Source organism: Streptomyces triticirhizae, assembly GCF_003696235.1.
Taxonomy (GTDB): Bacteria; Actinomycetota; Actinomycetes; order Streptomycetales; family Streptomycetaceae; genus Streptomyces; species Streptomyces triticirhizae.
Map to the genome: position 1 here is coordinate 1 of NZ_RFFJ01000098.1, position 23,183 is coordinate 23,183.

Consider the following 23,183-nt stretch of genomic DNA (forward strand, 5'->3'; position numbering starts at 1 on the left):
CAGCGCGGTGGCCAGCTCGTGGGGCCAGCGCGGCCCGGGAAGCGCGGTCCACACGGCGCGGGGCGCGCGTCCCTCGGCGAGCGCCGTGAGGAACGCGGCGCCGTGCGGGTAACGTGACCAGCCGCCCGGCGCCGGCGGCGCGGGCAGCGGCGGAGGCTCGGGCGTGGGGACGCGTTCGGCCTTGGCCATCCGGGGTGGGATCGCGAGCCGCACCACGTCGGCGAGGGCGCCGGCGCAGCGGTCGGCGACGGCGCGGCAGAGCGCCAACAGCTCGGGGGTGAGCACCGGTTCGGGCGAGAGGACCTGGGCCAGCGGGGCGAGCACGCCGGCGAAGTCGCTGTCGGCGCGGCGTTCCACCACATAGCCGTTGACCAGGCCGCCGCCCTCGCGGCGGCCGTCGCGCTGCCCGGCGCCGAAGCGGACGCGCACCCGCACGCCCGGCTGCGCGTCGGCGTCGAGAGCGGCGGGCACGGCGTAGTCGAAGCAGCGGTCGAGGTGGACCAGGCCCTTGTCGACGAGGACGCGGGCGACCGGCAGCCGCTCGGCGAGCGGGGCGTCGCGCCAGGTGCGCGGCCTGGCTCTGGGCAGCTTCCGCTCCCGGACGGCGGCCCTGATCAGCGCCAGTTGCTCCCCGCCCGGACGCTCCGAAGCGCCGGCCTCACTCATCCGGCCAGTACATCAGACGGCTCGGACAGTGCGGTCGGCGCTTCGGTGGACGTGCCAAAGGGAACGGCGTGGAGCGTCAGAGGCCGGCGGCGGCGCGCAGCGCGTCGACGCGGTCGGTGCGCTCCCAGGTGAAGTCCGGCAGCTCGCGGCCGAAGTGGCCGTAGGCGGCGGTCTGGGCGTAGATGGGCCGCAGCAGGTCCAGGTCCCGGATGATGGCGGCCGGGCGGAGGTCGAAGACCTCGGTGATGGCCTGCTCGATCCGCTCGGCCGGGACGGAGGCGGTGCCGAAGGTCTCGACGAAGAGGCCGACCGGCTCGGCCTTGCCGATGGCGTAGGCGACCTGCACCTCGCAGCGGGTGGCGAGCCCGGCGGCGACCACGTTCTTCGCCACCCAGCGCATCGCGTAGGCCGCCGAACGGTCCACCTTCGACGGGTCCTTGCCGGAGAACGCGCCACCGCCGTGCCGCGCCATCCCGCCGTAGGTGTCGATGATGATCTTCCGCCCGGTCAGCCCGGCGTCGCCCATCGGCCCGCCGATCTCGAACCGGCCGGTCGGGTTCACCAGCAGCCGGTAGTTCTCCGTGTCCAGCTTGATGCCGTCGCCGAGCAGCGCCTTCAGCTCGGGCTCGACGACGAACTCCTGGATGTCGGGCGCCAGCAGCGAGTCGAGGTCGATGTCGGCCGCGTGCTGGCTGGAGACCACCACGGTGTCGAGGCGGACGGCCTTGTCGCCGTCGTACTCGATGGTGACCTGGGTCTTGCCGTCGGGCCGCAGGTAGGGGATGGTGCCGTTCCTGCGGACCTCGGAGAGCCGGCCGGAGAGGCGGTGGGCGAGCCGGATGGGGAGCGGCATCAGCTCGGGCGTCTCGTCGCAGGCGTAGCCGAACATCAGGCCCTGGTCGCCGGCGCCCTGCTTCTCCAGCTCGTCCTCGGCGCCGCCGACGCGGGACTCGTAGGCGGTGTCGACGCCCTGGGCGATGTCGGGCGACTGGGCGCCGATGGAGACGGAGACACCGCAGGAGGCGCCGTCGAAGCCCTTCTTGGAGGAGTCGTAGCCGATCTCCAGGATCTTGGCCCGCACCAGGGTCGCGATGTCCGCGTACGCCTTGGTGGTGACCTCGCCGGCGACATGGACCAGGCCGGTGGTGATCATGGTTTCGACGGCGACCCGGGAGCCCGGGTCCTCGGTGAGAAGGGCATCCAGAATGGTGTCGCTGATCTGGTCGGCGATCTTGTCCGGGTGGCCCTCGGTCACGGACTCTGAGGTGAACAGACGACGGGACACAACGCTCCCTGGGGTTGCAGCGGCTGCTGACTATGCTTCCGCGTCCGGCGGGACCGGCCACGGCACCGCACAGTGTATCCACACGGCGCCCCTCTGGCGGAGAGAACCGCGTACGGATTCACGCTCGGTGGTCGTGCGCGTGGCGTGGGCCGGGCGGCGGTGGCGCCGGGTTGCGAACGTCCGCCGCAGGTCAGGGGGTTGGCAGGCGGCGCGCGACGGCGTCCCAGACGCGGTCGGCGAGCGCCTCCTTGGGGCCGAGGGGAACGGGCGTCTCGTCGCCGTCGGCGGCGAGGATGACCGCCTCGTTCTCGTCGGTGCCGAAGGCGAGGCCGCCGCCGACCTGGTTGACCACCAGCAGGTCGCAGCCCTTGCGGGCGAGCTTGGCGCGGCCGCCGGCCAGCACGTTCTCCGTCTCGGCGGCGAAGCCGACGACCACCTGTCCCGGGCGGCGTGCGGCGGACAGCTCGGCGAGGATGTCCGGGTTGCGGACCAGGGCGATCGGGTCGGGGTCCACGCCGTCGCGCTTCTTGATCTTCTGCCCGACGGGGTTGGCGGGGCGGAAGTCGGCGACGGCGGCGGCCATCACGACCGCGTCGGCCTCGGCGGCCGCCTTCCGCATCGCGGCGCGCAACTCCTCGGCGCTGCCGACCGGTTCGACGGTCACGCCGGCGGGCGCCGGCAGCGCGGTGTTGGCGGCGACGAGGGTGACCTCGGCGCCCCTGGCCTGGGCGGTGCGGGCGAGGGCGTAGCCCTGCTTGCCGGAGGAGTGGTTGCCCAGATAGCGGACCGGGTCCAGCGGCTCCCTGGTGCCGCCGGCGCTGATCACCACGCGGCGGCCAGCGAGGTCGGGGGTGGCGGCGGCGACGCCGCGCGCCAGCACCCGGCGGGCCACCTCGAAGAGGGCGGCGGGATCGGGCAGCCGGCCCTTGCCGGTGTCGGCACCGGTGAGCCGGCCGACGGCGGGCTCGACGACAACCGCGCCCCGGCGGCGGAGGGTGGCCACGTTCTCCCGCGTCGCGGGGTGCTCCCACATCTCGGTGTGCATGGCCGGGGCGAGGACCACGGGGGCGCGGGTGGTGAGGAGGACGTTGGTCAGCAGGTCGTCGGCGCGGCCGGTGGCGGCCCTGGCGAGCAGGTCGGCGGTGGCCGGGGCGATCATCACGAGGTCGGCCTCGCGGCCGATCCGCACGTGCGGCACCTGGGCGACGTCGTCCCACACCTCGGTGTGCACGGGCCGCCCGGAGAGCGCCGCCCAGGTGGGGGCGCCGACGAAGCGGAGCGCCGAGGCCGTGGGCACCACGCGGACCGCGTGTCCCGACTCGGTGAACAGGCGCAGCAGCTCGCACGCCTTGTAGGCGGCGATGCCGCCGCCTACGCCCAGCACGACCTCGGGTCGCCCCATGGCGCGCCTCCTCACTCCCACGTTCCTGAGATCTCGGCCCCCACCCGGCACCCCGGCGCGCGCTCCTCAAACGATTCCCCGCGCCCCCGAATCCTCAGGGGCGCGGGGAACGGCGCGAAGCATGGGCGAGGGGCCGCGGACGACGGCGCGGGGAGGGTGGTCACCCCGTCTCCGCCGGCCAAGCGACCTAGTCCGTGGCGCCCTCGATGGCCTCGGAGGTGAGCAGACCCGCGTTGATCTCGCGGAGCGAGATGGACAGCGGCTTCTCGTGCACATGGGTGTCCACGAGGGGGCCGACGTACTCCAGCAGGCCCTCGCCCAGCTGCGAGTAGTACGCGTTGATCTGCCGGGCGCGCTTGGCCGCGTAGATCACCAGGCTGTACTTGGAGTCGGTCGCCTCAAGCAGCTCGTCGATCGGCGGGTTGATGATGCCCTCGGGCGTGGTGATGGGAGAGGACACGCTCTGCCTTCCGGTGGGTTTCGGGGGACCGTAGGACCAACGTGTGGCGCGGCCCCCGGATTCAACGAATCAAGGCTAGCAGTTCGGCGGAGACCTCCTCGACGGAGGTGTTGACCAGCGTCACGTCGAACTCGGGCTCGGCGGCCAGCTCGGTCCTGGCCACCGCCAGCCGGCGTTCGATGACCTCGGGCGGCTCCGTGCCCCGGCCGGTGAGCCGACGCACCAGCTCGTCCCAGCTGGGCGGCGCGAGGAAGACGAGCCGGGCGTCCGGCATGGACGCGCGGACCAGCCGGGCGCCCTGGAGGTCGATCTCCAGCAGCACGGGCTCGCCGGCCTCCAGGCGTTCGACGACCGCGCGACGCGGTGTGCCGTAGCGGTTGCCGGCGAACTCGGCCCACTCCAGCAGCTCGCCATTGGCGACGAGCTTGTCGAACTCCTCGTCGCCGACGAAGTAGTAGTGCGTGCCGTGCCGCTCCCCCGGCCGTGGGTGGCGGGTGGTGGCCGAGACGGACAGCCACACCTCCGGGTGGGCCCTGCGCAGATGAGCGACGACCGTGCTCTTGCCGACCCCCGAGGGGCCGGAGAGCACGGTCAGTCGCGAACGATCGGTCATGCCGGCGATTATCCCGCTTCCCGCTTCGGTGGCGAAAACCCGTCCACGAGCGCGGCACCCGCCATCAGGCGCCGCTCAGGCGCCGCTGCCGAACTCGCGCTCCAGGGAGGCGATCTGGTTGGAGCCAAGGCCACGGACGCGACGGCTCTCGGAGATCCCGAGGCGCTCCATGATCTGGCGGGCGCGGACCTTGCCGACGCCCGGCATCGACTCAAGAAGGGCGGAGACCTTCATCTTGCCGATGACGTCGTTCTCCTGGCCCTGCTTGATGACCTCGTGCAGGGAAGCGCCGGAGTGCTTGAGCCGATTCTTGACCTCGGCGCGCTCCCGGCGAGCCGCGGCGGCCTTCTCAAGCGCGGCTGCGCGCTGTTCAGGGGTAAGGGGCGGAAGAGCCACGCCTACGTCACCTCGGTTGTCGAACTGATCGGATATGGAACGGTGAGGAACCTAGTGGCCCCGCACCAGCGGAGCAACGAGCAACGCGCCCGGGTGCTCCGCTCTCGACGGAGACTAGCGGCCGTGACGGCAATAAGTCAGGGAGAATCGACAAAAAGTCCAGGTCAGCTGAACCGCCTCGGCGACATATCGGATATATGCCCACGGTTTTCCGTGGAGTTGGCGCCCCCAGGAACGTTTCGGCGGCCGTTTCGTTGACTCTTCAGTGACGCACGACGACCGAGTGGCGACTCTTCGGCGCGGTCCACGGGCGCCGCTCCGGTCCGGCGCGGGGTGAGCCGGGCCCTGCCCTGCCCACCATCCGGCGCCCACGGTCCGCCCGTTGGGGTCGCCTCAGGCCAGCACCCGCGCCAGTTCGGCCGCCTCACGCCCGGCCGCCGCGCGCAGGCCGTCGACGTCGGGGCCCCGGCGCAGCACGGACCGGCTGGCCGACGGCAGCACCTGGGGCAGTGCCGCGCCGAAGACCCGGGTCAGGTCGTCGGCGGTGGCGCCCTGGGCGCCCAGGCCCGGAGCCAACAGCGGGCCGTTGATGGTCAGTTCGAGGGATGACTCCGGGGCCGTCGCGCCCACCACGGCGCCGAAGGAGCCCCAGGGCTCGGCGCCGGCGTTCTCCCGGGCGAGGTGGTCCAACACCGTCTGCGCCAGCGGGACTCCGGCCTCGGTGCGGGCGGTCTGGGTGGCCGCCCCCTCCGGGTTGGAGGTGCGGGCCAGCACGAACGCGCCGGCGCCGTCGGCCCTGGCCCGGTCGAGGGCCGGGCGCAGCGACTCGTAGCCGAGATAGGGGGTGAGGGTGATCGCATCGCAGCGCAGCGGGGCGCCCTCGCCGAAGTACGCGCCGGCGTAGGCGGCGACGGTGGAGCCGATGTCGCCGCGCTTGACGTCGAGGAGCACCAGCGCGCCGGCCGACCTGGCGTCGGCGACCACCCGTTCCAACACCGCGACGCCGGCCGAGCCGTGGCGCTCGAAGAACGCGGACTGCGGCTTGAGCACCGCCACCCGGTCGGCGAGCGCCGCGACCACGGTGTCCGCGAAGCGGGCCAGTCCCTCGGCGCTGTCCGGGAGTTGCCAGGCGGCGAGCAGCTCGGGGTGCGGGTCGATGCCGACGCACAGCGGTCCGCGTTGGTCCATGGCGCGCCGCAGCCTGGCGCCGAACGGCTCGCCGGCGAACGGGGGCGTGGGCGGAGCGGTGGGGGCGGTCACGGGCGGGAACTCCTCACGTCGGCGCCGACCGCGTCGGCGAGGGTGGTGTGGGGGCTGGCCGCCAGCCGCCGGGCCAGGCCCGCGTGGAGGGCGCGGGTCCAGCCGGGTCCGCCGTAGATGAAGCCGCTGTAGCCCTGCACCAGGGTGGCGCCGGCGAGCACCCGCTCCCAGACGTCGTCGGCGGTCACGACGCCGCCGACGCCGACCAGCGTGACGCGGTCCCCGACCCGGGCGTAGAGCCGGCGGAGCACGGCGAGGGAACGCTCCTTCAGGGGGGCGCCGGACAGGCCGCCGGGGCCGAGGGCGGCCACGGCCTTCGGGTCGGCGCGCAGCCCGTCGCGGGCGATGGTGGTGTTGGTGGCGATGATGCCGTCCAGGCCCAACTCGACGGCCAGGTCGGCGATCTGGTCGAGGTCCTCGTCGGCGAGGTCGGGCGCGATCTTGACCAGCAGCGGGACGCGCCGGTCGGCGACGGAGCGGTCGGCGGCCTCGCGGACGGCGGTCAGCAGCGGGCGCAGCCGTTCGGTGGCCTGGAGGTCGCGCAGCCCGGGGGTGTTGGGCGAGGAGACGTTGACGACGAGGTAGTCGGCGTGGCGGGCGAGCCGTTCGGTGCTGGTGACGTAGTCGTCGATGGCATCCGATTCGGGGACGGCCTTGGTCTTGCCGATGTTGACGCCGAGGGGCGGGCGGTCCTCGCCGAGGGCGGCGAGGCGGGCGGCGACGGCGGCCGAGCCGTCGTTGTTGAAGCCCATCCGGTTGATCAACGCCCGGTCGGCGGTGACGCGGAAGAGCCGGGGCGTCGGGTTGCCGGGCTGCGGCTGTCCGGTGACGGTGCCGATCTCGACGAAGTCGAAGCCGAGTTGGGCCAGTCCACGGACGCCGACGGCGTTCTTGTCGAAGCCGGCGGCCAGGCCGAACGGGCCCGGCAGCCGCATCCCCAGCGCGTTCACCGCGAGCGTGGGGTGGGGGGGCGCGTACCGGGCGCGCACGGCGGAGCGCAGCCCGGGAACGCGCCCCGCCAGCCGGATCAGCGCGAAGGCGCCGTGGTGGGCGCGCTCCGCGTCGATCCGGCGCAGCACCGTGCGGTACAGCAGGCGGTAGCCGCGAGGGGCTGGGGCGGCGCTCATCGGGTGCGCGCCGCGATCAGCTTCTGGGCGTGCTCCTGGAGGGAGGCCACGCCGACCTCGCCCCGCAGCAGGGCGTCGATGCCCTGGACGGCGGCGGCCAGCGCCTGCACGGTGGTCAGGCAGGGCACGCCCCGGGCGACGGCGGCGGTGCGGATGTCGTAGCCGTCGAGCCGACCGCCGGTGCCGAAGGGGGTGTTGACGATCAGGTCGACCTGGCCGTCGTGGATCAGCTGGACGACGGTGGGCTCGCCGGCCGGGCCCGTGCCCTCGCTCTGCTTGCGCACCACGGTGGCGTCGATGCCGTTGCGCCGCAGGATCTCGGCGGTGCCCGAGGTGGCCAGCAGCTCGAAGCCGTGCTCGGCGAGGGCGCGGGCGGGGAAGACCACGGCGCGCTTGTCGCGGTTGGCGACCGAGACGAAGGCGCGGCCGCGCAGCGGGAGCGCGCCGTAGGCGCCGGCCTGGGACTTGGCGTAGGCGGTGCCGAAGACGGAGTCGATGCCCATGACCTCGCCGGTGGAGCGCATCTCCGGGCCGAGGACGGTGTCCACGCCGCGCCCGTGCACGTCGCGGAACCTGGCCCAGGGCAGCACGGCCTCCTTGACGGAGATCGGCGCGTCCAGCGGGAGCGTCCCTCCGTCGCCCTCGGCCGGGAGCATCCCCTCGGCGCGCAGCTCGGCGACGGTCGCGCCCAGCGAGATCCGGGCGGCGGCCTTGGCGAGCGGCACGGCGGTGGCCTTGGAGGTGAACGGGACAGTGCGGGAGGCGCGCGGGTTGGCCTCCAGCACGTAGAGGATGTCGCCGGCGAGCGCGAACTGGATGTTGATCAGCCCGCGCACCCCGACGCCCCGGGCGATGGCCTCCGTCGAGGCGCGCAGCCGCTTGATGTCGTGGCCGCCGAGGGTGATGGGCGGGAGGGCGCAGGCGGAGTCGCCGGAGTGGATGCCGGCCTCCTCGATGTGCTCCATCACGCCGCCCAGGTACAGCTCGTGGCCGTCGTAGAGGGCGTCGACGTCGATCTCGATGGCGTCGTCGAGGAACCGGTCGATCAGCACGGGGTGTTCGGAGATCAGCCCGGCGTGCCGGCGGAGGTACTCCTCAAGCGAGGGCTCGTCGTAGACGATCCGCATCCCCCGCCCGCCGAGGACGTAGCTGGGGCGGACCATCACGGGGTAGCCGATGCCGGCGGCGATGGCGCTGGCCTCCTCGAAGGAGAACGCGGTGCCGTACTTGGGCGCGGGCAGCCCGGCCTCGGCGAGGACGCGCCCGAAGTGGCCGCGTTCCTCGGCCAGGTTGATCGCCTCGGGCGAGGTGCCGACGATGGGCACGCCGTTGTCCTTGAGCGCCTGGGCCAGGCCGAGCGGGGTCTGGCCGCCGAGCTGGACGAGGACGCCGGCGACCGGACCGGCGAGGGTCTCGGCGTGCACGATCTCCAGGACGTCCTCCAGGGTGAGCGGCTCGAAGTAGAGCCGGTCGGAGGTGTCGTAGTCGGTGGAGACGGTCTCCGGGTTGCAGTTGACCATCACGGTCTCGTAGCCGGCCTCGCTGAGCGCGAAGCAGGCGTGGACGCAGGAGTAGTCGAACTCGATGCCCTGGCCGATGCGGTTGGGGCCGGAGCCGAGGATGATCACGGCCGGCTTCTCGCGCGGGGCGACCTCGGTCTCCTCGTCGTAGGAGGAGTAGAGGTAGGGGGTGCGGGCGGCGAACTCGGCGGCGCAGGTGTCGACCGTCTTGTAGACCGGGCGCACGCCCAGCGCGTGCCGCACCTCGCGCACCACGTCCTCGCGCAGGCCCCTGATGCCGGCGATCTGGGCGTCGGAGAAGCCGTGCCGCTTGGCGTGGGCGAGGAGTTCGGCGCTCAGCTCGTCGGCGGCGGCCAGCTCGTCGGCGATCTCCTTGATCAGGAAGAGCTGGTCGACGAACCACGGGTCGATCCGGGTGGCCTCGAAGACCTCGTCGGGGGTGGCGCCGGCGCGGATGGCCCGCATCACGGTGCCCAGCCGGCCGTCGGTGGGGGTGGCCGCGAGCCGCAGCAGCTGGTCCCTGTCCTCCGAGGAGGCGTCGCCCGGCTTGCCGGCGAAGTCGAAGGGCGCGTCCTTCTTCTCGATGGAGCGCAGCGCCTTGTTGAGCGCCTCGGTGAAGTTCCGCCCGATGGCCATGGCCTCGCCGACGGACTTCATGGTGGTGGTCAGCGTGGCGTCGGCGGCGGGGAACTTCTCGAACGCGAACCGGGGGACCTTGACCACCACATAGTCGAGGGTGGGCTCGAAGGACGCCGGGGTCTCCTGGGTGATGTCGTTGGGGATCTCGTCCAGGGTGTAGCCGACGGCGAGCCGGGCGGCGATCTTCGCGATCGGGAAGCCGGTGGCCTTGGACGCCAGCGCGGAGGAACGGGAGACCCTCGGGTTCATCTCGATGACGACGATGCGGCCGTCGTCGGGGTTGACGGCGAACTGGATGTTGCAGCCGCCGGTGTCGACGCCGACCTCGCGGATCACGGCGATGCCGATGTCCCGCAGCACCTGGTACTCGCGGTCGGTCAGCGTCATGGCGGGGGCGACGGTGATGGAGTCGCCGGTGTGCACGCCCATCGGGTCGAGGTTCTCGATGGAGCAGACGACCACCACGTTGTCGTTGCGGTCCCGCATCAGCTCCAGCTCGTACTCCTTCCAGCCGAGGATGGACTCCTCCAGGAGCACCTCGGTGGTCGGGGAGAGCGCCAGGCCCTGGCCGGCGATGCGGCGCAGCTCGTCCTCGTCGTGGGCGAAGCCTGAGCCGGCGCCGCCCATGGTGAAGGAGGGGCGGACGACGACCGGGTAGCCGCCGAGATCGGCGACGCCGGCGAGCACCTCGTCCATGGAGTGGCAGATGACGGAACGGGCGGACTCGCCGTGCCCGATGCGCTCCTTGACGGCGGCGACGACCTCCTTGAACCGCTCGCGGTCCTCGCCCTTGTGGATGGCCTCGACGTTGGCGCCGATCAGCTCCACGCCGTACCGCTCCAGGGTGCCGTCGCGGTGCAGGGCGACGGCGGTGTTGAGCGCGGTCTGGCCGCCGAGGGTGGCGAGCAGCGCGTCGGGGCGCTCCTTGGCGATGATCTTCTCGACGTACTCGGGGGTGATCGGCTCGACATAGGTGGCGTCGGCGATCTCGGGGTCGGTCATGATGGTCGCCGGGTTGGAGTTGACCAGGACGACCCGCAGGCCCTCGGCGCGCAGCACGCGGCAGGCCTGGGTGCCGGAGTAGTCGAACTCGGCGGCCTGGCCGATGACGATCGGGCCGGAGCCGATGACCAGGACGGACTGGATATCGGTGCGCTTAGGCACGCTGGCCCTCCATCAGGGAAACAAAGCGGTCGAACAGGTAGGCGGCGTCGTGCGGCCCGGCGGCCGCCTCGGGGTGGTACTGCACGCTGAACGCGGGCTTCTCCACCAGCCGCAGCCCCTCGACCACGTTGTCGTTGAGGCAGACATGGGAGACCTCGGCGGGCCCGAACGGGGTCTTCGCCGCCTTCTCCAGCGGGGCGTCGACGGCGAAGCCGTGGTTGTGCGCGGTCACCTCGACCTTTCCGGTGGACAGGTCCTTGACCGGCTGGTTGATGCCCCGGTGGCCGTACTTGAGCTTGTAGGTGTCGAAGCCGAGGGCGCGGCCGAAGACCTGGTTGCCCAGGCAGATCCCGAACAGCGGGGTGCCGCGCTCCAGCACGCCGCGCATCAGCTCCACCGGGTGGTCGGCGGTGCCGGGGTCGCCGGGGCCGTTGGAGAAGAACACCCCGTCGGGCTCGGCGGCGTAGACGGCGTCCAGGTCGGCGGTGGCGGGCAGGACGTGGACCTCGATGCCGCGCTCGGCCATCCGCTGCGGGGTCATGCCCTTGATGCCCAGGTCGATCGCGGCGACGGTGAACCGCCGCTCGCCGACGGCCGGGACGACGTAGGGCTCCTCGGTCGCGACCTCGTCGAAGAGGGGCGCGCCCACCATCTGCGGGGCGGAGCGGACCCGGGCCAGCCGGGCCTCGCGCCCGTCGGCCAGCGCCTCGCCGGAGAAGATCCCGCACCGCATCGCGCCGCGTTCCCGCAGGTGGCGGGTGAGGGCGCGGGTGTCGACGCCCTGGATGCCGACGACGCCCTGGGCGGCCAGCTCCTCGTCGAGGCCGCGCCGGGAGCGCCAGTTGGACGGGGTGCGGGCGGGGTCGCGCACCACATAGCCGGCGACCCAGATCCGGCGGGACTCGGGGTCCTCGTCGTTGACGCCGGTGTTGCCGATGTGGGGGGCGGTCATCACCACGATCTGGCGGTGGTAGGAGGGGTCGGTGAGGGTCTCCTGGTAGCCGGTCATGCCGGTGGAGAAGACGGCCTCGCCGTGGGTCTCCCCCACCGCGCCGTAGGCCCGGCCGGTGAAGACCCGGCCGTCCTCCAGGACGAGTTCGGCGGGCACCCGGCCGCCGGTGGGGCTGGTGGCGTTCATCGTGCGCCCTCCGGTTCTGTCGCGTTGTCGGTCGCGTGCGAGGGCCGGGCGCCGTCGGCCGGCGGCTGCGGTGCGAGTGGTGCGGGAAGGTGGTGCCCCAGGGCCTCGACCCAGGCGGCGTGGTCGGCGGCCCGGTCGGAGCGGAAGCCGGTGTCCAGCGTCCGCTCGCCCAGCCGCCAGGTGATCACCAGCAGGCCGCCCTCGGTGAGGACCTTGCCGGCGATGCCCTTGTCGAGGCGGGCGCCCAGCACGGCGTCGGCGGGGATCAGGAAGTCCCCCGCGCCGGGCCTGGCCACGGCCACGCCCCGCTCGGTGAGCGTGACCTCGGCGCGGCTGCGCACGCCCAGCCCGTGGGCGACGATGCGTTCCAGCCACTGCCCGGCGACCGTCGTCCCGTGGTAGCGGCCGGTGAACGCCAGCCGCGCCTCGGCTGGGTCCTCGGGAAGGTCCTCGGGCTGCGGCTCGGGGGCCGGCAGGTCGCTCTGGAGGGTGGCGCGCCACTTCCAGCCCTGCCGCATCAGCCAGTAGACGAGGGCGACCAGCAGCAGCAGGCCCACGACCCAGCCGATGCGCTCGGCCCAGTCGGTGACCGGCTGGGAGCGGCGTTCGCCCTCCTCGGCGAGCGTGGCCAGCAGGGGTGCTCCGAGCGTCATACCAGGGCTCCGTTCCGCAGCGTGGCCCGGCCGCGCAGCCAGGTGTCGGTGACCCGGCCGGGCAGTTCCAGGCCACGGTAGGGGCTGTTGCGGCTGCGGGAGGCGAAGGCCGCCGGATCGACGGGGGCGCGGTGGTCCTGGTCGACGAGCGTGAGGTTCGCCGGCTCGCCGGGGGCGACGGGCCGGCCGTGGCCGGCGACCCGGCCGATGGCGGCGGGGCGGGTCGACATGCGGTCGGCGACCTGGGACCAGTCGAGCAGGCCGGTGTCGACCATGGTGTGCTGCACCACGGACAGCGCGGTCTCCAGGCCGACCATCCCCATGGCGGCGGCGCCCCACTCGCAGTCCTTGTCCTCGTGGGGGTGCGGGGCATGGTCGGTGGCCACACAGTCGATGGTGCCGTCGGCCAGCGCCTCGCGCAGCGCCAGCACGTCCCGCTCGGTGCGCAGCGGCGGGTTGACCTTGTAGACCGGGTCGTAGGAACGGACCAGCTCGTCGGTGAGCAGCAGGTGGTGCGGGGTGACCTCGGCGGTGACCTGCCAGCCCTTGGACTTGGCCCAGCGGACCAGCTCGACGGAGCCGGCCGTCGACAGGTGGCAGACGTGCACCCGGGAGCCGACGTGGGCGGCCAGCAGCACGTCCCTGGCGATGATCGACTCCTCGGCGACGGCCGGCCAGCCGGCCAGGCCCAGCTCGGCGGAGACCACGCCCTCGTTCATCTGGGCGCCCTCGGTGAGCCGGGGCTCCTGCGCGTGCTGGGCGATGACGCCGTCGAACGCCTTCACGTACTCCAGGGCGCGCCGCATGATCACGGCGTCGTCCACGCACTTGCCGTCGTCGGAGAAGACCACGACGCCGGCGGCGGAGTCGTGCATCGCGCCCAGCTCGGCGAGCTGCCTGCCGCCCAGGCCGACGGTGACGGCGCCGACCGGCCGCACGTCGCAGTAGCCGGAGGCGAGGCCCAGACGCCAGACCTGCTCGACGACGCCGGCGGTGTCGGCGACGGGGAACGTGTTGGCCATGGCGTGCACGGCGGTGAAGCCGCCGGACGCCGCCGCCCTGGTGCCGGTGAGGACCGTCTCGGAGTCCTCGCGGCCCGGCTCCCGCAGGTGGGTGTGGAGGTCGACCAGCCCGGGCAGCAGCACGCGGCCCTCGGCCTCGACGACGGTGGCGCCCCCGGCGGTCAGCCCGGCGCCGACCTCGGCGATGGTCTCCCCGTCGATCAACACGTCGCGGGCGGGGCCGCCCAGGACCTTCGCGCCTCGGATCAGGGTCCGCTGGGTGTGGCTCATGCTCGCTTCCCTCGTGTCGCTTCGGCGCCGGTGACGGCGGTGGAACTCGCGGCTGCCGTGGCCTCGTCGCCGGTCGGGCCGGCGCCGCCCAGCAGCAGGTACAGGACGGCCATCCGGACGCTCACCCCGGCGGAGACCTGCTCGACGACCGTGCAGCGGGGCGAGTCGGCGACCTCGGCGGTGATCTCCATGCCCCGGTTCATCGGGCCCGGGTGCATCACGACGGCGTGCTCGGGCATCCGGGCCATCCGTTCCCCGTCGAGGCCGTAGCGGCGGGCGTACTCGCGCTCGGTGGGGAAGAAGGCGGCGTTCATCCGCTCCCGCTGGACCCGCAGCATCATCACGGCGTCGGAGTCGGGGAGGACGGCGTCCAGGTCGTAGGAGACGGCGCACGGCCAGCTCTCCACGCCGACCGGCAGCAGGGTGGGCGGGGCGACGACGGTGACCTCGGCGCCCAGCGTGGTCAGCAGCCGCACGTTGGAGCGGGCGACGCGGCTGTGCAGGATGTCGCCGACGATGGTGACCCGCCGCCCGGTGAGGTCGGCGCCCAGTTCGCCGGCGACCAGCCGGCGGCGCAGCGCGAACGCGTCCAGCAGCGCCTGGGTGGGGTGTTCGTGGGTGCCGTCGCCGGCGTTGACGACATGGCCGCCGATCCAGCCGGAGGTGGCGAGCCGGTGGGGGGCGCCGGAGTCGTGGTGGCGGATGACCACGGCGTCGGCGCCCATGGCCTCCAGGGTCAGCGCGGTGTCCTTGAGCGACTCGCCCTTGGAGACCGAGGAGCCCTTGGCCGAGAAGTTGATCACGTCGGCGGACAGCCGCTTGGCGGCGGCCTCGAAGGAGATCCGGGTCCTGGTGGAGTCCTCGAAGAACAGGTTGACCACGGTGCGGCCGCGCAGCGTGGGGAGCTTCTTGATCGGCCGGCCTGCGACGCGGGACAGCTCCTCGGCGGTGTCGAGGATCAGCACGGCGTCGTCACGGGTGAGGTCGGCGGCCGAGATGAGGTGGTGCTTCATCGTGAGCCTTCCCAGAGGGCAGGAGGGTGCCGGTGTTCGGGGGTGCGCCGGGTACGGGCGTGACGCGCGGGGGCGCTACCGCCCCGCGTCGGGCGCGCGCGTGCCGAGCAGCACGCCGTCGCGGCCGTCCTCCTCGGTGAGCCTGACCTTCACGGTCTCCCGCAGCGAGGTCGGGATGTTCTTCCCGACGTAGTCGGCGCGGATCGGCAGCTCGCGGTGGCCCCGGTCGACCAGCACGGCCAACTGCACGGCGCGGGGCCGGCCGATGTCGCCGAGCGCGTCGAGGGCGGCCCTGATGGTGCGGCCGGAGAAGAGCACGTCGTCGACCAGGACGACCAGCCGGCCGTCGATCCCGCCGTCCGGGATCTCGGTGCGGCCCAGCGCGCGGGCCGGGCGCAGCCGCAGGTCGTCGCGGTACATCGTGATGTCGAGTGAGCCGTGCGGGACGGGGCCGCCGGTGATCTCGTGGAGCCGGTCCGCCAACCGGCGGGCCAGGAAGACGCCCCGGGTGGGGATTCCCAGCAGCAGCACGTCGTCCGCGCCCTTGGCGCGCTCGACGATCTCGTGCGCGATGCGGGTCAGTGCCCGCGCGATGTCCGGCGCCTCCAGAACGGAGCGGGCCGGGCTCGTGTCGTTGTCGCTCATGGTCGTACGGACCTCCTTGACCGCCTCACGGGACGGCCGTTAAAGGATGTCGGGTGGAACGAGTGTGACCCTATCAGGGCGTTTCGCACGCTCCGCATCGCCCCAGGTCAGAAAGAACTCTCTGGCCTCGGCTTGACGAGAGATATCACGCTGCGTAACCTCACAGTGAGTTACGAAAAGCCGTCCGGGGAGACACATGTCCAGCGAATACGCCAAACAGCTCGGAGCCAAGCTTCGGGCCATCCGCACCCAGCAGGGTCTGTCGCTTCACGGGGTCGAGGAGAAGTCCCAGGGCCGGTGGAAGGCCGTGGTGGTCGGTTCCTACGAGCGCGGCGACCGGGCCGTGACCGTGCAGCGCCTCGCGGAGCTGGCGGAGTTCTACGGAGTGCCGGTGCAGGAGCTGCTGCCGGGCTCGACGCCCGGGGGCGCCGCCGAGCCGCCGCCGAAGCTGGTGCTCGACCTGGAGCGCCTGGCCAACGTCCCGAGCGACAAGGCCGGCCCGCTCCAGCGTTACACCGCCACCATCCAGAGCCAGCGCGGCGACTACAACGGCAAGGTGCTCTCGATCCGCCAGGACGACCTGCGCACCCTCGCCGTGATCTACGACCAGTCGCCCTCGGTCCTGACCGAGCAGCTGATCAGCTGGGGCGTCCTGGGCGCGGACGCGCGGCGGGCCGTCCAGGTCGAGGAGGGCTGAGCGGAGGGCCGGGCCCCTGGGGGCCCGGCCCGAGCCCGTCTGGGCTCGCCGCCCACGGTCGCCCACGGCGATGACGTGCCCCCGGGCCCTGGGGCCCGGGGGGGAATCCCGGCCCGGGCCGGGACACCCCGCCGCGTTGCCGCGCCACCACACGCGCGGGGCGCCACCACGGGCGGCCGATCCGCGGCGCCCGGGCTCGGCCTCGGGAAGCCCGGCCGGGAGGCGCCGCGCGCCGCGCACGCCACGCGGGGCTCAACTCCCCCGGGCGCCTTGCCGTTTCACCGCTCCGCGCCCGCACGCTCGGTGATCCGGTCCCCAGCCGAGAGGGCTCGCCGCCCGGGCGGGCAACCCGCCAGACTCCGGGGCCCCGGAGCGTCTCGCCGTTCCGCCGCACGGCTCACGCGGCGTGGAGGGCGGGGGCCCGAAGGGCCCGGACTCCCCGCCGTGCCGCCGCAATCGCATCGCTCCCCCGCCGCGCGGGGAGCGGGCGCCGGCCCGAAGGCCACGGGGAACCCGCCGGAGACGGCGGGACCCCAGGCCCGAGGGGCTCGGGGGAGCCCGGCCCGCCGCGTCGCGGAGCGCGCGGCGCGCGCCGGTCCGGAAAGCCCGTCCGGCCAGGACTCAGCGGCGAAGGGTGGGCTTGAGGTCCTTCAGCCGCCCCAGCAGCCCGTTGACGAAGCCTGGGGACTCCTCCGTGGAGAACTCCCGCGCCAGCTGCACGGCCTCGTCAAGCACCACCGCGTCGGGCGTCTCGTCCTCCCAGATCAGCTCGTAGGCGGACAGCCGCAGGATGTTCCGGTCGACGACCGGCATCCGGTCCAGCGGCCAACCCACGGTGTACTGGGCGAGCAGCTCGTCGATCCGCTCGGCCCGCTCGGCGTAGCCCTCCACCAGCCGCCTGCTGAACTCGCTGACCGGCGGCTGCCGTTCGTCGGTGGTGGCCAGCCGTGCCCAGTCCGCGAGGACCTCGTGCGGCTTGGCCCCGCGCTGGTCGGCCTCGAAGAGGATCTGAAGGGCTCGTTTGCGCGCCTTGCTGCGGGCAGCCACGGTTAGCTGTTCACCCGGCCAAGGTATTCGCCGGAGCGGGTGTCGACCTTGATCTTCTCGCCGGTGGTGATGAAGAGCGGCACGCCGATCTCGTAGCCGGTCTCCAGCTTCGCCGGCTTGGTGCCGCCGGTGGAGCGGTCGCCCTGGACGCCCGGCTCGGTGTACTCGACGACCAGCTCGACGGCGGCCGGAAGCTCCACGAAGAGCGGGGCCTCCTCGTAGATGGCGACCGTGCAGTCCTGGCCCTCCAGCAGGTAGTTGGCCGCGTCACCCACCGTCTCCGGGTTGATCGGCAGCTGGTCGTAGGTCGAGGTGTCCATGAAGACGAAGTCGGCGCCGTCCTTGTAGGAGAACTGCATCGCGCGACGGTCGACCGTGGCCGTCTCGACCTTGGTACCGGCGTTGAACGTCTTGTCCACCACCTTGCCGGTGAGCACATGCTTGAGCTTGGTGCGCACGAAGGCGCCGCCCTTGCCGGGCTTGACGTGCTGGAACTCGACTACGGACCACAGCTGGCCCCCGTCGAGCTTGAGCACCATGCCGTTCTTGAGGTCGTTCGTGGTGGCCACGGTCGTGGATTCTCCTGAGGCTGCCGCAGTGGACCGACCAGCGACTCCCGGTCCGCTGCCGGCTGGGCTTCACAGAGCCAGGAGTTCCTTGGTCGTGATGGTGAGTAGCTCGGGTCCGCCGTCCGCCGACGGGCGGACGACGAGTGTGTCGTCGATCCGGACCCCGCCCCGGCCTGGGAGATGCACCCCCGGCTCGACGGTGACCGGAACACAAGCGCTCAGTCTACCCATGGCCGAGGGGCCCAACCGAGGGTCCTCCCCGATTTCCAGCCCCACCCCGTAGCCGGTGACCGGGCCGAGCGCCTTGCCGTGGCCGGCGGCGGTCAGCACCTCGCGGGCCGCCCGGTCCACGGCCCGGTAGTCGGCGCCTGGGGCCAGCGCCTCGCGCGCGGCCCGCTGGGCGGCGAAGACCACGTCGTACAACTCGATCTGCCAGTCGGCCGGGCTGGTGCCGATGACGAAGGTCCGCCCGATCCGGCAGCGGTAGCCACGGAAGCGCGCCCCCAGCCGCACGGTCAGGAAGTCGCCCTCCTCCACCCTGCGGTCGGTGGGCCGGTGCCCGGCCAGGCCCGAGTGGCTGCCGGTGGCCACCGAGGTGGGGAACGCGGGCCCGTCCGCGCCGTGGTCGACCAGCCGCCGCTCCAGCTCCAGCGCCAGATGTCGCTCCGTGCGGCCCACCAGGATGGACTCCAGCAGCTCGCCCAGCGCCCGGTCGGTGATCTCGGCCGCCGCCCGCAGCGCGGCGATCTCGTCATCGTCCTTGACCACCCGCCGCCCCTCGACCGCCCGGCCGAGGTCGGTCAGCCGCGCGCCCGGCACCGCGGCGAGCAGCGCGCGGTGCCGGGCCACGGTCAGATGGTGTTCCTCGACGGCGACCTCCCCCGCGCCCTCCTCGACGGCCAGCGCCACCGCCGCCTCCACCGGGTCGGCGTCGCCGTCGAGCGCCACGATCCTGGGCCCGCCCAACTCGCCCAGCGGCCCGCCCGGGCTCTCGGCCGGGTCCCAGTGGCCCAGCAGCACGTCACCCCCCGACTGGCGCACGAGCAGCGCGGCGCCGGCGGGGGCCGAACCGACCAGATAGCGGACGTTGGCCGGCCTGGCGACGACGGCGGCGCCGTTCTGCGGGGAACAGCGGGCGCGCAGCCAGGATCGTCGAGCCGCGTGAACCTCGGACATGCGTCGAGCCTACGCAGCGGCGGCGGGCATGGCCGCCTGAAGGCGTCCTAACGAGCGGCGGCCCGCGCCACGGCCCCGCGCGCCTCGGTCACCACGGCGGGGGGCTGTGCAGGCTGCGGGTGACCGCGTCGTCCAACATCCGGGCGGTGGTGGCCACGTCGTGCCGGGAGTTGTCGATGATGGGCAGGCCCGAGCCGTACCAGCCGGCCATCCGGCCGTGGATGGTGGCGACCTCCTCGTCGGAGAGCCGCCGGGTGCCGGTGCGCGCCGCGTTCCGCTCCAGCACCACGTCGAGGCCGGGCAGCAGCACCACCGGGATCAGGCCGGGGCCCACATGGCGCTTCCAGCCGCCCAGGCCGACGGCCGGGCGGTCGGGGAAGACGGCGTCGTCCAGGATGCAGGAGATGCCGTTGGCCAGGAAGTTGCGGGCGGCGAAGCCGCAGGTCCTGCGGGCCAGCCGGTACTGCGCCTCGGAGCTGTCGTCCCAGCCGGTGCGCGGGTCGGCGAAGCCGGAGCGCACCCACTCGCGCACGTCGTCCAGGCTGATGTGGGCGGTGGGCACCCGGCGGCGCTCCGCCCAGAACCGGGCGACCGTGGTCTTGCCCGCGCCGGCCGGGCCGATCAACAGCACGGCGACGCCCGCGTGGTGGACGTCCGGCAGCGCGGCGGCCGGGGTCGGGGCCGGGACCGCGTGGCCCGGCGGCAGTTGGATGTACCCGGTCGTGCCGCCGTCCAGCGGCGCGGGCGGTGGCGTGGGCATTCCACCGGGCTGCTGCATCCGCTTCCCACTCCGTCTTCTCCCCTGCGCGAACCCCCGGCTCGCGCACCCGTTCCGGTGTGACACACGGTACCGTTCCCCCGCCCGGGTCCGGGAGGCGGCGGCCGGTCGGCGAACGTCTCAGCCCGCCGGCTCCGCCGCCAGCGCGCGCAGCGCCAGCAGGTAGGAGTCGATGCCGAACCCGGCGATCGTGCCCGTCGCCACCTCGGCGACGACCGAGGTGTGCCGGAACTCCTCCCGCCGGTGCGGGTTGGAGATGTGCACCTCGATCAGCGGCGCGGTGCGCTGCGCCGCCGCGTCCCGCATCCCGTACGAGTAGTGGGTGAACGCGCCCGGGTTGAGCACCACGGGCAGCTCCCCGTCGGCCGCCTCGTGCAGCCAACGGATCATCTCCCCCTCGTCGTTGGTCTCCCGCACCTCGACGGCGAACCCCAGCTCGGCGCCGAGCGCGCCACAGCGCTCGACCAGCCCGGCGTAGGAGGTGCTGCCGTAGACGTCGGGCTCCCGGGATCCCAGTCGGCCCAGGTTGGGCCCGTTGAGCACCAGCACCCGGCGGGCGCCGGTGGTCCGTTCGCCCCTCACGCTCTCAGCTCCCCCCGCCGTGCCCCGCCGTGGCGGTCATGCCGCGATCTCCGCGTGCGCGGCCAGCAGCGCGGCCGGGTCCGGGCCCTCCAGCACGGTCGGCCTGGCCAGCCCGTCGAGCACGATGAACCGCAGCCGGTCGCCCCTGGTCTTCTTGTCGATCCGCATGGTCTCCAGCAGCTTCGGCCACTGGTCGCCCCGGTAGGTCACCGGCAGCCCGACGGAGGCGAGCACCTTGCGGTGCCTGGTGGCGGTCTCCTCGTCCAACCGGCCGGCGATCCGGCCGAGTTCGGCGGCGAAGACCATGCCGACGGAGACGGCGGCGCCGTGCCGCCAGCGGTAGCGCTCGTTCTTCTCGATGGCGTGCGCCAGGGTGTGGCCGTAGTTGAGGATCTCCCGGCGGCCGGACTCCCTCAGGTCCTCGGAGACGACCTCGGCCTTGACCCGGATGGAACGCTCGATCAGCTCGGCGGTGTGCGGCCCGGCCGGGGTCCTGGCGGCCTCGGGGTCGGACTCGACCAGCTCCAGGATGCGGGGGTCGGCGATGAAGCCCGCCTTGATGACCTCGGCCAGGCCCGACACGTAGTCGTGGACGGGCAGCGAGTCGAGCGCGGCCAGGTCGCACAGCACGCCGGCCGGCGGGTGGAAGGCGCCGACCAGGTTCTTGCCCTCGGCGGTGTTGATGCCTGTCTTGCCGCCGACGGCCGCGTCGACCATGCCGAGCACGGTGGTGGGCACCGCGATCCAGCGGACGCCGCGCAGCCAGGTCGCGGCGACGAAGCCGGCCAGGTCGGTGGTGGCGCCGCCGCCGACGCCGACGATCACGTCGGAGCGCGTGAAGCCGGTCTGGCCCAGCGCCTGCCAGCAGTAGGCGGCGACCTCGGCCTGCTTGGCGTCCTCCGCGTTGGGCACCTCGATGGCGATCGCCTGGTAGCCCTGGGCGGCCAGGTCCTCGCGGACCGCCTGCCCGGTCTCGGCCAGGGCCTCCGGGTGCAGCACGGCGACCCGCTGGGCGGACGTTCCGATCAACCCGGGCAGTTCGCCCAGCAGTTGACGGCCGATCAGCACCTCGTAGGGGGCGGTGCCGGCGCTGCCGCCGACGGCGACCCGCAGCGGCGCGGCCGGCTCGTGAGCGGGCTCCTGGGCCGGCGTGCCCTGAGCCGGCTCCTCGTGAGGGGTGGCGCTGCTCATGCTGGGTGGCGCTCCAATGCGTCGAGAACGGCGGTGGCCACCTCGTCCGGGGTGCGGTCGGCCGTGGGCACCACGGCCCGGGCCACCTCGGTGTACCAGGGGCGGCGCTCCTCCATCAGGGTGCGCCAGCGCTGCCGGGGGTTGACGGCGAGCAGCGGGCGGGGCACGTCGAGGCCGACGCGGCGGACCGCCTCGGCCAGCGCCACGTCGAGGAAGACGACGGGCAGCCCGAGGAGCAGGGCGCGGGTGGCCGGGTCGAGCACCGCGCCGCCGCCCAGCGCGAGCACCCCGGTGTGCTCGGCGACCGCGCGGCGGACCGCCTCGGCCTCCCACGCGCGGAAGCGCGGCTCGCCGTCCTCCAGGAAGATCTCCGGGATGGGCTTGCCGGCCGCTCGCTCGACGTCGGCGTCGGTGTCCCGCAGTTCGACGCCGAGCCGCCCGGCGATGACGGCGCCGACGGTCGTCTTCCCCGAGCCGGGCGGGCCGACCAGGATGACGGCCGGGGTACTCACCTGATCTCCAGGTTGTCGAGGTAGCCGGTGACGTTGCGGCGGGTCTCGACGACGTTGTCGCCGCCGAACTTCTCGGCGACGGCGTCGGCGAGGACCAGCGCCACCATCGCCTCGGCGACGATCCCGGCCGCCGGCACGGCGCACACGTCGGAACGCTGGTGGTGTGCCCTGGTGGCCTCGCCGGTGGCGACGTCCACGGTGGCCAGCGCCCTGGGCACGGTGGCGATGGGCTTCATCGCGGCGCGCACCCGCAGCACCTCGCCGGTGGACAGGCCGCCCTCCGTCCCGCCGGAGCGGCCGGAGGCGCGGCGGATGCCGTCGGGGGTGCTGACGATCTCGTCGTGGGCCTGCGAACCGGGGACGCGCGCCAGGTCGAATCCGTCGCCCAACTCCACGCCCTTGATGGCCTGGATGCCCATCAGGGCGGCGGCCAGCCGGGCGTCGAGCCGGCGGTCCCAGTGCACATGCGAACCGAGGCCGACCGGAACGCCGTAGGCGACCACCTCGACGACGCCGCCGAGGGTGTCACCGTCCTTGTGGGCCTGGTCGATGACCTCGACCATCGCCTTGCTGGCCTCGGCGTCCAGGCAGCGCACCGGGTCGGCGTCCAGCGCGGCGACGTCCTCGGGGCGCGGCAGCGTCCCGGCGGGCGCCTTGGCGCCGCCCAACTCCACGACGTGCGAGACGAGTTCGACGCCGGTGGTCTCCTTCAGGTAGGAGCGGGCGACGGCGCCGAGCGCCACGCGGGCGGCCGTCTCGCGGGCGGAGGCGCGCTCCAGGACGGGGCGGGCGTCGTCCACGCCGTACTTCTGCATCCCGGCGAGGTCGGCGTGGCCGGGGCGGGGGCGGGTGAGCGGGGCGTTGCGGGCCAGCTCGGCCAGCTCGGCCGGGTCCACCGGGTCGGCGGCCATCACCTTCTCCCACTTGGGCCACTCGGTGTTGCCGACCATGATCGCGACCGGCGAGCCGAGGGTGCGCCCGTGCCGCACGCCGCCGAGGAACGTGACCTCGTCCCGCTCGAACTTCATCCGGGCGCCGCGACCGTAGCCCAGGCGCCGACGGGCCAGCGCGTCGGCGACCAGGTCGGTGGTGATCGGCACCCCGGCGGGCAGCCCCTCCAACGTCGCGACGAGTGCGGGGCCGTGTGACTCCCCCGCCGTCAGCCAGCGCAGCCTGCTCAACGGTGCTCCTCGGATGTTCGACTCTTCAGCGTCTTCAGCGGTTCGACCCGGCGTGTGCCCCGATCCTCCCACGTCCGGCCCGCGGCCAGCTCACCCGTCTGCCGACCGAGACGGGCCGGCCGCGCGGGCGGCGACGGCGCCGGGGCGCCGCCGCCGCGAGACGGTGGCGCCCCCGGC

The 23,183-nt window shown here is 73.6% G+C and carries 23 protein-coding genes; 1 reads left to right on the forward strand and 22 read right to left on the reverse strand.

Annotation, left to right across the window (positions count from 1 at the left end; all coding sequences use genetic code 11):
• The 14 genes from EBN88_RS17540 to pyrR all read right to left on the reverse strand — a co-directional run.
• The coding region (locus EBN88_RS17540; protein ID WP_456114802.1) for a primosomal protein N' family DNA-binding protein at positions 1-666 on the reverse strand (666 nt) is incomplete at its 3' end.
• A gap of 76 nt (positions 667-742) precedes the next feature.
• Positions 743-1,951 (reverse strand): methionine adenosyltransferase, encoded by a 1,209-nt coding sequence (gene metK / locus EBN88_RS17545; RefSeq protein ID WP_122184836.1) that lies wholly within the window; start codon positions 1,949-1,951, stop codon positions 743-745.
• Between the two features lie 190 nt (positions 1,952-2,141).
• Positions 2,142-3,353, reverse strand: coding sequence for a bifunctional phosphopantothenoylcysteine decarboxylase/phosphopantothenate--cysteine ligase CoaBC (coaBC, locus tag EBN88_RS17550; RefSeq protein WP_122184837.1), 1,212 nt, complete (start codon positions 3,351-3,353; stop codon positions 2,142-2,144).
• Positions 3,354-3,540: 187 nt separating this feature from the next.
• Positions 3,541-3,813, reverse strand: coding sequence for a DNA-directed RNA polymerase subunit omega (gene rpoZ / locus EBN88_RS17555; RefSeq protein WP_062215606.1), 273 nt, complete (start codon positions 3,811-3,813; stop codon positions 3,541-3,543).
• Between the two features lie 61 nt (positions 3,814-3,874).
• A complete protein-coding gene (gmk, locus tag EBN88_RS17560; RefSeq protein WP_122184838.1) occupies positions 3,875-4,426 on the reverse strand; it encodes a guanylate kinase in 552 nt (183 codons plus the stop codon).
• 75 nt (positions 4,427-4,501) lie between these two features.
• The gene (locus tag EBN88_RS17565) at positions 4,502-4,822 is read right to left on the reverse strand and encodes an integration host factor (RefSeq protein WP_062215601.1); all 321 of its coding nucleotides are present in this window, start codon (positions 4,820-4,822) and stop codon (positions 4,502-4,504) included.
• Positions 4,823-5,215: 393 nt separating this feature from the next.
• Entirely contained in the window at positions 5,216-6,082 is an 867-nt protein-coding gene (pyrF, locus tag EBN88_RS17570) for an orotidine-5'-phosphate decarboxylase (RefSeq protein ID WP_267902572.1), read from the reverse strand.
• Entirely contained in the window at positions 6,079-7,209 is a 1,131-nt protein-coding gene (locus tag EBN88_RS17575) for a quinone-dependent dihydroorotate dehydrogenase (RefSeq protein WP_122184839.1), read from the reverse strand. The genes pyrF and EBN88_RS17575 overlap by 4 nt, the downstream gene beginning before the upstream one ends.
• Positions 7,206-10,532, reverse strand: coding sequence for a carbamoyl-phosphate synthase large subunit (gene carB, locus EBN88_RS17580; protein ID WP_122184840.1), 3,327 nt, complete (start codon positions 10,530-10,532; stop codon positions 7,206-7,208). Before carB ends, EBN88_RS17575 begins: the two co-directional genes overlap by 4 nt.
• Entirely contained in the window at positions 10,525-11,670 is a 1,146-nt protein-coding gene (gene carA, locus EBN88_RS17585; protein WP_122184841.1) for a glutamine-hydrolyzing carbamoyl-phosphate synthase small subunit, read from the reverse strand. The genes carB and carA overlap by 8 nt, the downstream gene beginning before the upstream one ends.
• On the reverse strand, positions 11,667-12,323 hold the full coding sequence (locus EBN88_RS17590; protein WP_122184842.1) for a PH-like domain-containing protein: 657 nt from the start codon (positions 12,321-12,323) through the stop codon (positions 11,667-11,669). The genes carA and EBN88_RS17590 overlap by 4 nt, the downstream gene beginning before the upstream one ends.
• Complete coding sequence (locus EBN88_RS17595) at positions 12,320-13,615, reverse strand: dihydroorotase (RefSeq protein ID WP_122184843.1); 1,296 nt, start codon at positions 13,613-13,615, stop codon at positions 12,320-12,322. Before EBN88_RS17595 ends, EBN88_RS17590 begins: the two co-directional genes overlap by 4 nt.
• Positions 13,612-14,628 (reverse strand): aspartate carbamoyltransferase catalytic subunit, encoded by a 1,017-nt coding sequence (locus tag EBN88_RS17600; RefSeq protein ID WP_122184844.1) that lies wholly within the window; start codon positions 14,626-14,628, stop codon positions 13,612-13,614. The genes EBN88_RS17595 and EBN88_RS17600 overlap by 4 nt, the downstream gene beginning before the upstream one ends.
• Positions 14,629-14,703: 75 nt before the next feature.
• The gene (gene pyrR, locus EBN88_RS17605) at positions 14,704-15,273 is read right to left on the reverse strand and encodes a bifunctional pyr operon transcriptional regulator/uracil phosphoribosyltransferase PyrR (RefSeq protein ID WP_122184845.1); all 570 of its coding nucleotides are present in this window, start codon (positions 15,271-15,273) and stop codon (positions 14,704-14,706) included.
• A gap of 196 nt (positions 15,274-15,469) precedes the next feature.
• Between pyrR and bldD the strand changes: the two genes are divergently transcribed.
• A complete protein-coding gene (gene bldD / locus EBN88_RS17610) occupies positions 15,470-15,970 on the forward strand; it encodes a transcriptional regulator BldD (RefSeq protein WP_122184846.1) in 501 nt (166 codons plus the stop codon).
• Positions 15,971-16,591: 621 nt separating this feature from the next.
• On the opposite strand, the gene nusB is transcribed toward bldD, so the two are convergent.
• From nusB to aroC, 8 genes are all read right to left on the reverse strand, one after another.
• Positions 16,592-17,017, reverse strand: a complete 426-nt coding sequence (nusB, locus tag EBN88_RS17615; protein ID WP_122184847.1) for a transcription antitermination factor NusB — start codon at positions 17,015-17,017, stop codon at positions 16,592-16,594.
• Between the two features lie 2 nt (positions 17,018-17,019).
• On the reverse strand, positions 17,020-17,586 hold the full coding sequence (efp, locus tag EBN88_RS17620) for an elongation factor P (protein WP_122184848.1): 567 nt from the start codon (positions 17,584-17,586) through the stop codon (positions 17,020-17,022).
• 69 nt (positions 17,587-17,655) lie between these two features.
• The gene (locus EBN88_RS17625; protein WP_122184849.1) at positions 17,656-18,762 is read right to left on the reverse strand and encodes an aminopeptidase P family protein; all 1,107 of its coding nucleotides are present in this window, start codon (positions 18,760-18,762) and stop codon (positions 17,656-17,658) included.
• Between the two features lie 88 nt (positions 18,763-18,850).
• On the reverse strand, positions 18,851-19,606 hold the full coding sequence (locus tag EBN88_RS17630) for an AAA family ATPase (protein ID WP_407703423.1): 756 nt from the start codon (positions 19,604-19,606) through the stop codon (positions 18,851-18,853).
• Between the two features lie 54 nt (positions 19,607-19,660).
• Positions 19,661-20,122, reverse strand: a complete 462-nt coding sequence (gene aroQ, locus EBN88_RS17635; protein ID WP_122184851.1) for a type II 3-dehydroquinate dehydratase — start codon at positions 20,120-20,122, stop codon at positions 19,661-19,663.
• A gap of 36 nt (positions 20,123-20,158) precedes the next feature.
• Positions 20,159-21,313 (reverse strand): 3-dehydroquinate synthase, encoded by a 1,155-nt coding sequence (gene aroB, locus EBN88_RS17640; protein WP_122184852.1) that lies wholly within the window; start codon positions 21,311-21,313, stop codon positions 20,159-20,161.
• Positions 21,310-21,825 carry a shikimate kinase gene (locus EBN88_RS17645; RefSeq protein WP_122184853.1) on the reverse strand — a complete coding sequence of 172 codons (516 nt, stop codon included), beginning with the start codon at positions 21,823-21,825 and terminating at the stop codon, positions 21,310-21,312. Before EBN88_RS17645 ends, aroB begins: the two co-directional genes overlap by 4 nt.
• A complete protein-coding gene (aroC, locus tag EBN88_RS17650; protein WP_122184854.1) occupies positions 21,822-23,006 on the reverse strand; it encodes a chorismate synthase in 1,185 nt (394 codons plus the stop codon). Before aroC ends, EBN88_RS17645 begins: the two co-directional genes overlap by 4 nt.
• Between the last annotated feature and the right edge of the window lie 177 nt (positions 23,007-23,183).

What these genes read in the sequence shown, in the direction of transcription:
- coaBC (WP_122184837.1), bottom strand. Translation starts at nt 3,353, where the DNA reads ATGGGGCGACCCGAGGTCGTGCTGGGCGTAGGCGGCGGCATCGCCGCC.
- EBN88_RS17590 (WP_122184842.1), bottom strand. Translation starts at nt 12,323, where the DNA reads ATGACGCTCGGAGCACCCCTGCTGGCCACGCTCGCCGAGGAGGGCGAA.
- gmk (WP_122184838.1), bottom strand. Translation starts at nt 4,426, where the DNA reads ATGACCGATCGTTCGCGACTGACCGTGCTCTCCGGCCCCTCGGGGGTC.
- EBN88_RS17595 (WP_122184843.1), bottom strand. Translation starts at nt 13,615, where the DNA reads ATGAGCCACACCCAGCGGACCCTGATCCGAGGCGCGAAGGTCCTGGGC.
- bldD (WP_122184846.1), top strand. Translation starts at nt 15,470, where the DNA reads ATGTCCAGCGAATACGCCAAACAGCTCGGAGCCAAGCTTCGGGCCATC.
- pyrR (WP_122184845.1), bottom strand. Translation starts at nt 15,273, where the DNA reads ATGAGCGACAACGACACGAGCCCGGCCCGCTCCGTTCTGGAGGCGCCG.
- EBN88_RS17575 (WP_122184839.1), bottom strand. Translation starts at nt 7,209, where the DNA reads ATGAGCGCCGCCCCAGCCCCTCGCGGCTACCGCCTGCTGTACCGCACG.
- aroB (WP_122184852.1), bottom strand. Translation starts at nt 21,313, where the DNA reads ATGAGCAGCGCCACCCCTCACGAGGAGCCGGCTCAGGGCACGCCGGCC.
- EBN88_RS17600 (WP_122184844.1), bottom strand. Translation starts at nt 14,628, where the DNA reads ATGAAGCACCACCTCATCTCGGCCGCCGACCTCACCCGTGACGACGCC.
- carA (WP_122184841.1), bottom strand. Translation starts at nt 11,670, where the DNA reads ATGAACGCCACCAGCCCCACCGGCGGCCGGGTGCCCGCCGAACTCGTC.
- EBN88_RS17625 (WP_122184849.1), bottom strand. Translation starts at nt 18,762, where the DNA reads ATGTCCGAGGTTCACGCGGCTCGACGATCCTGGCTGCGCGCCCGCTGT.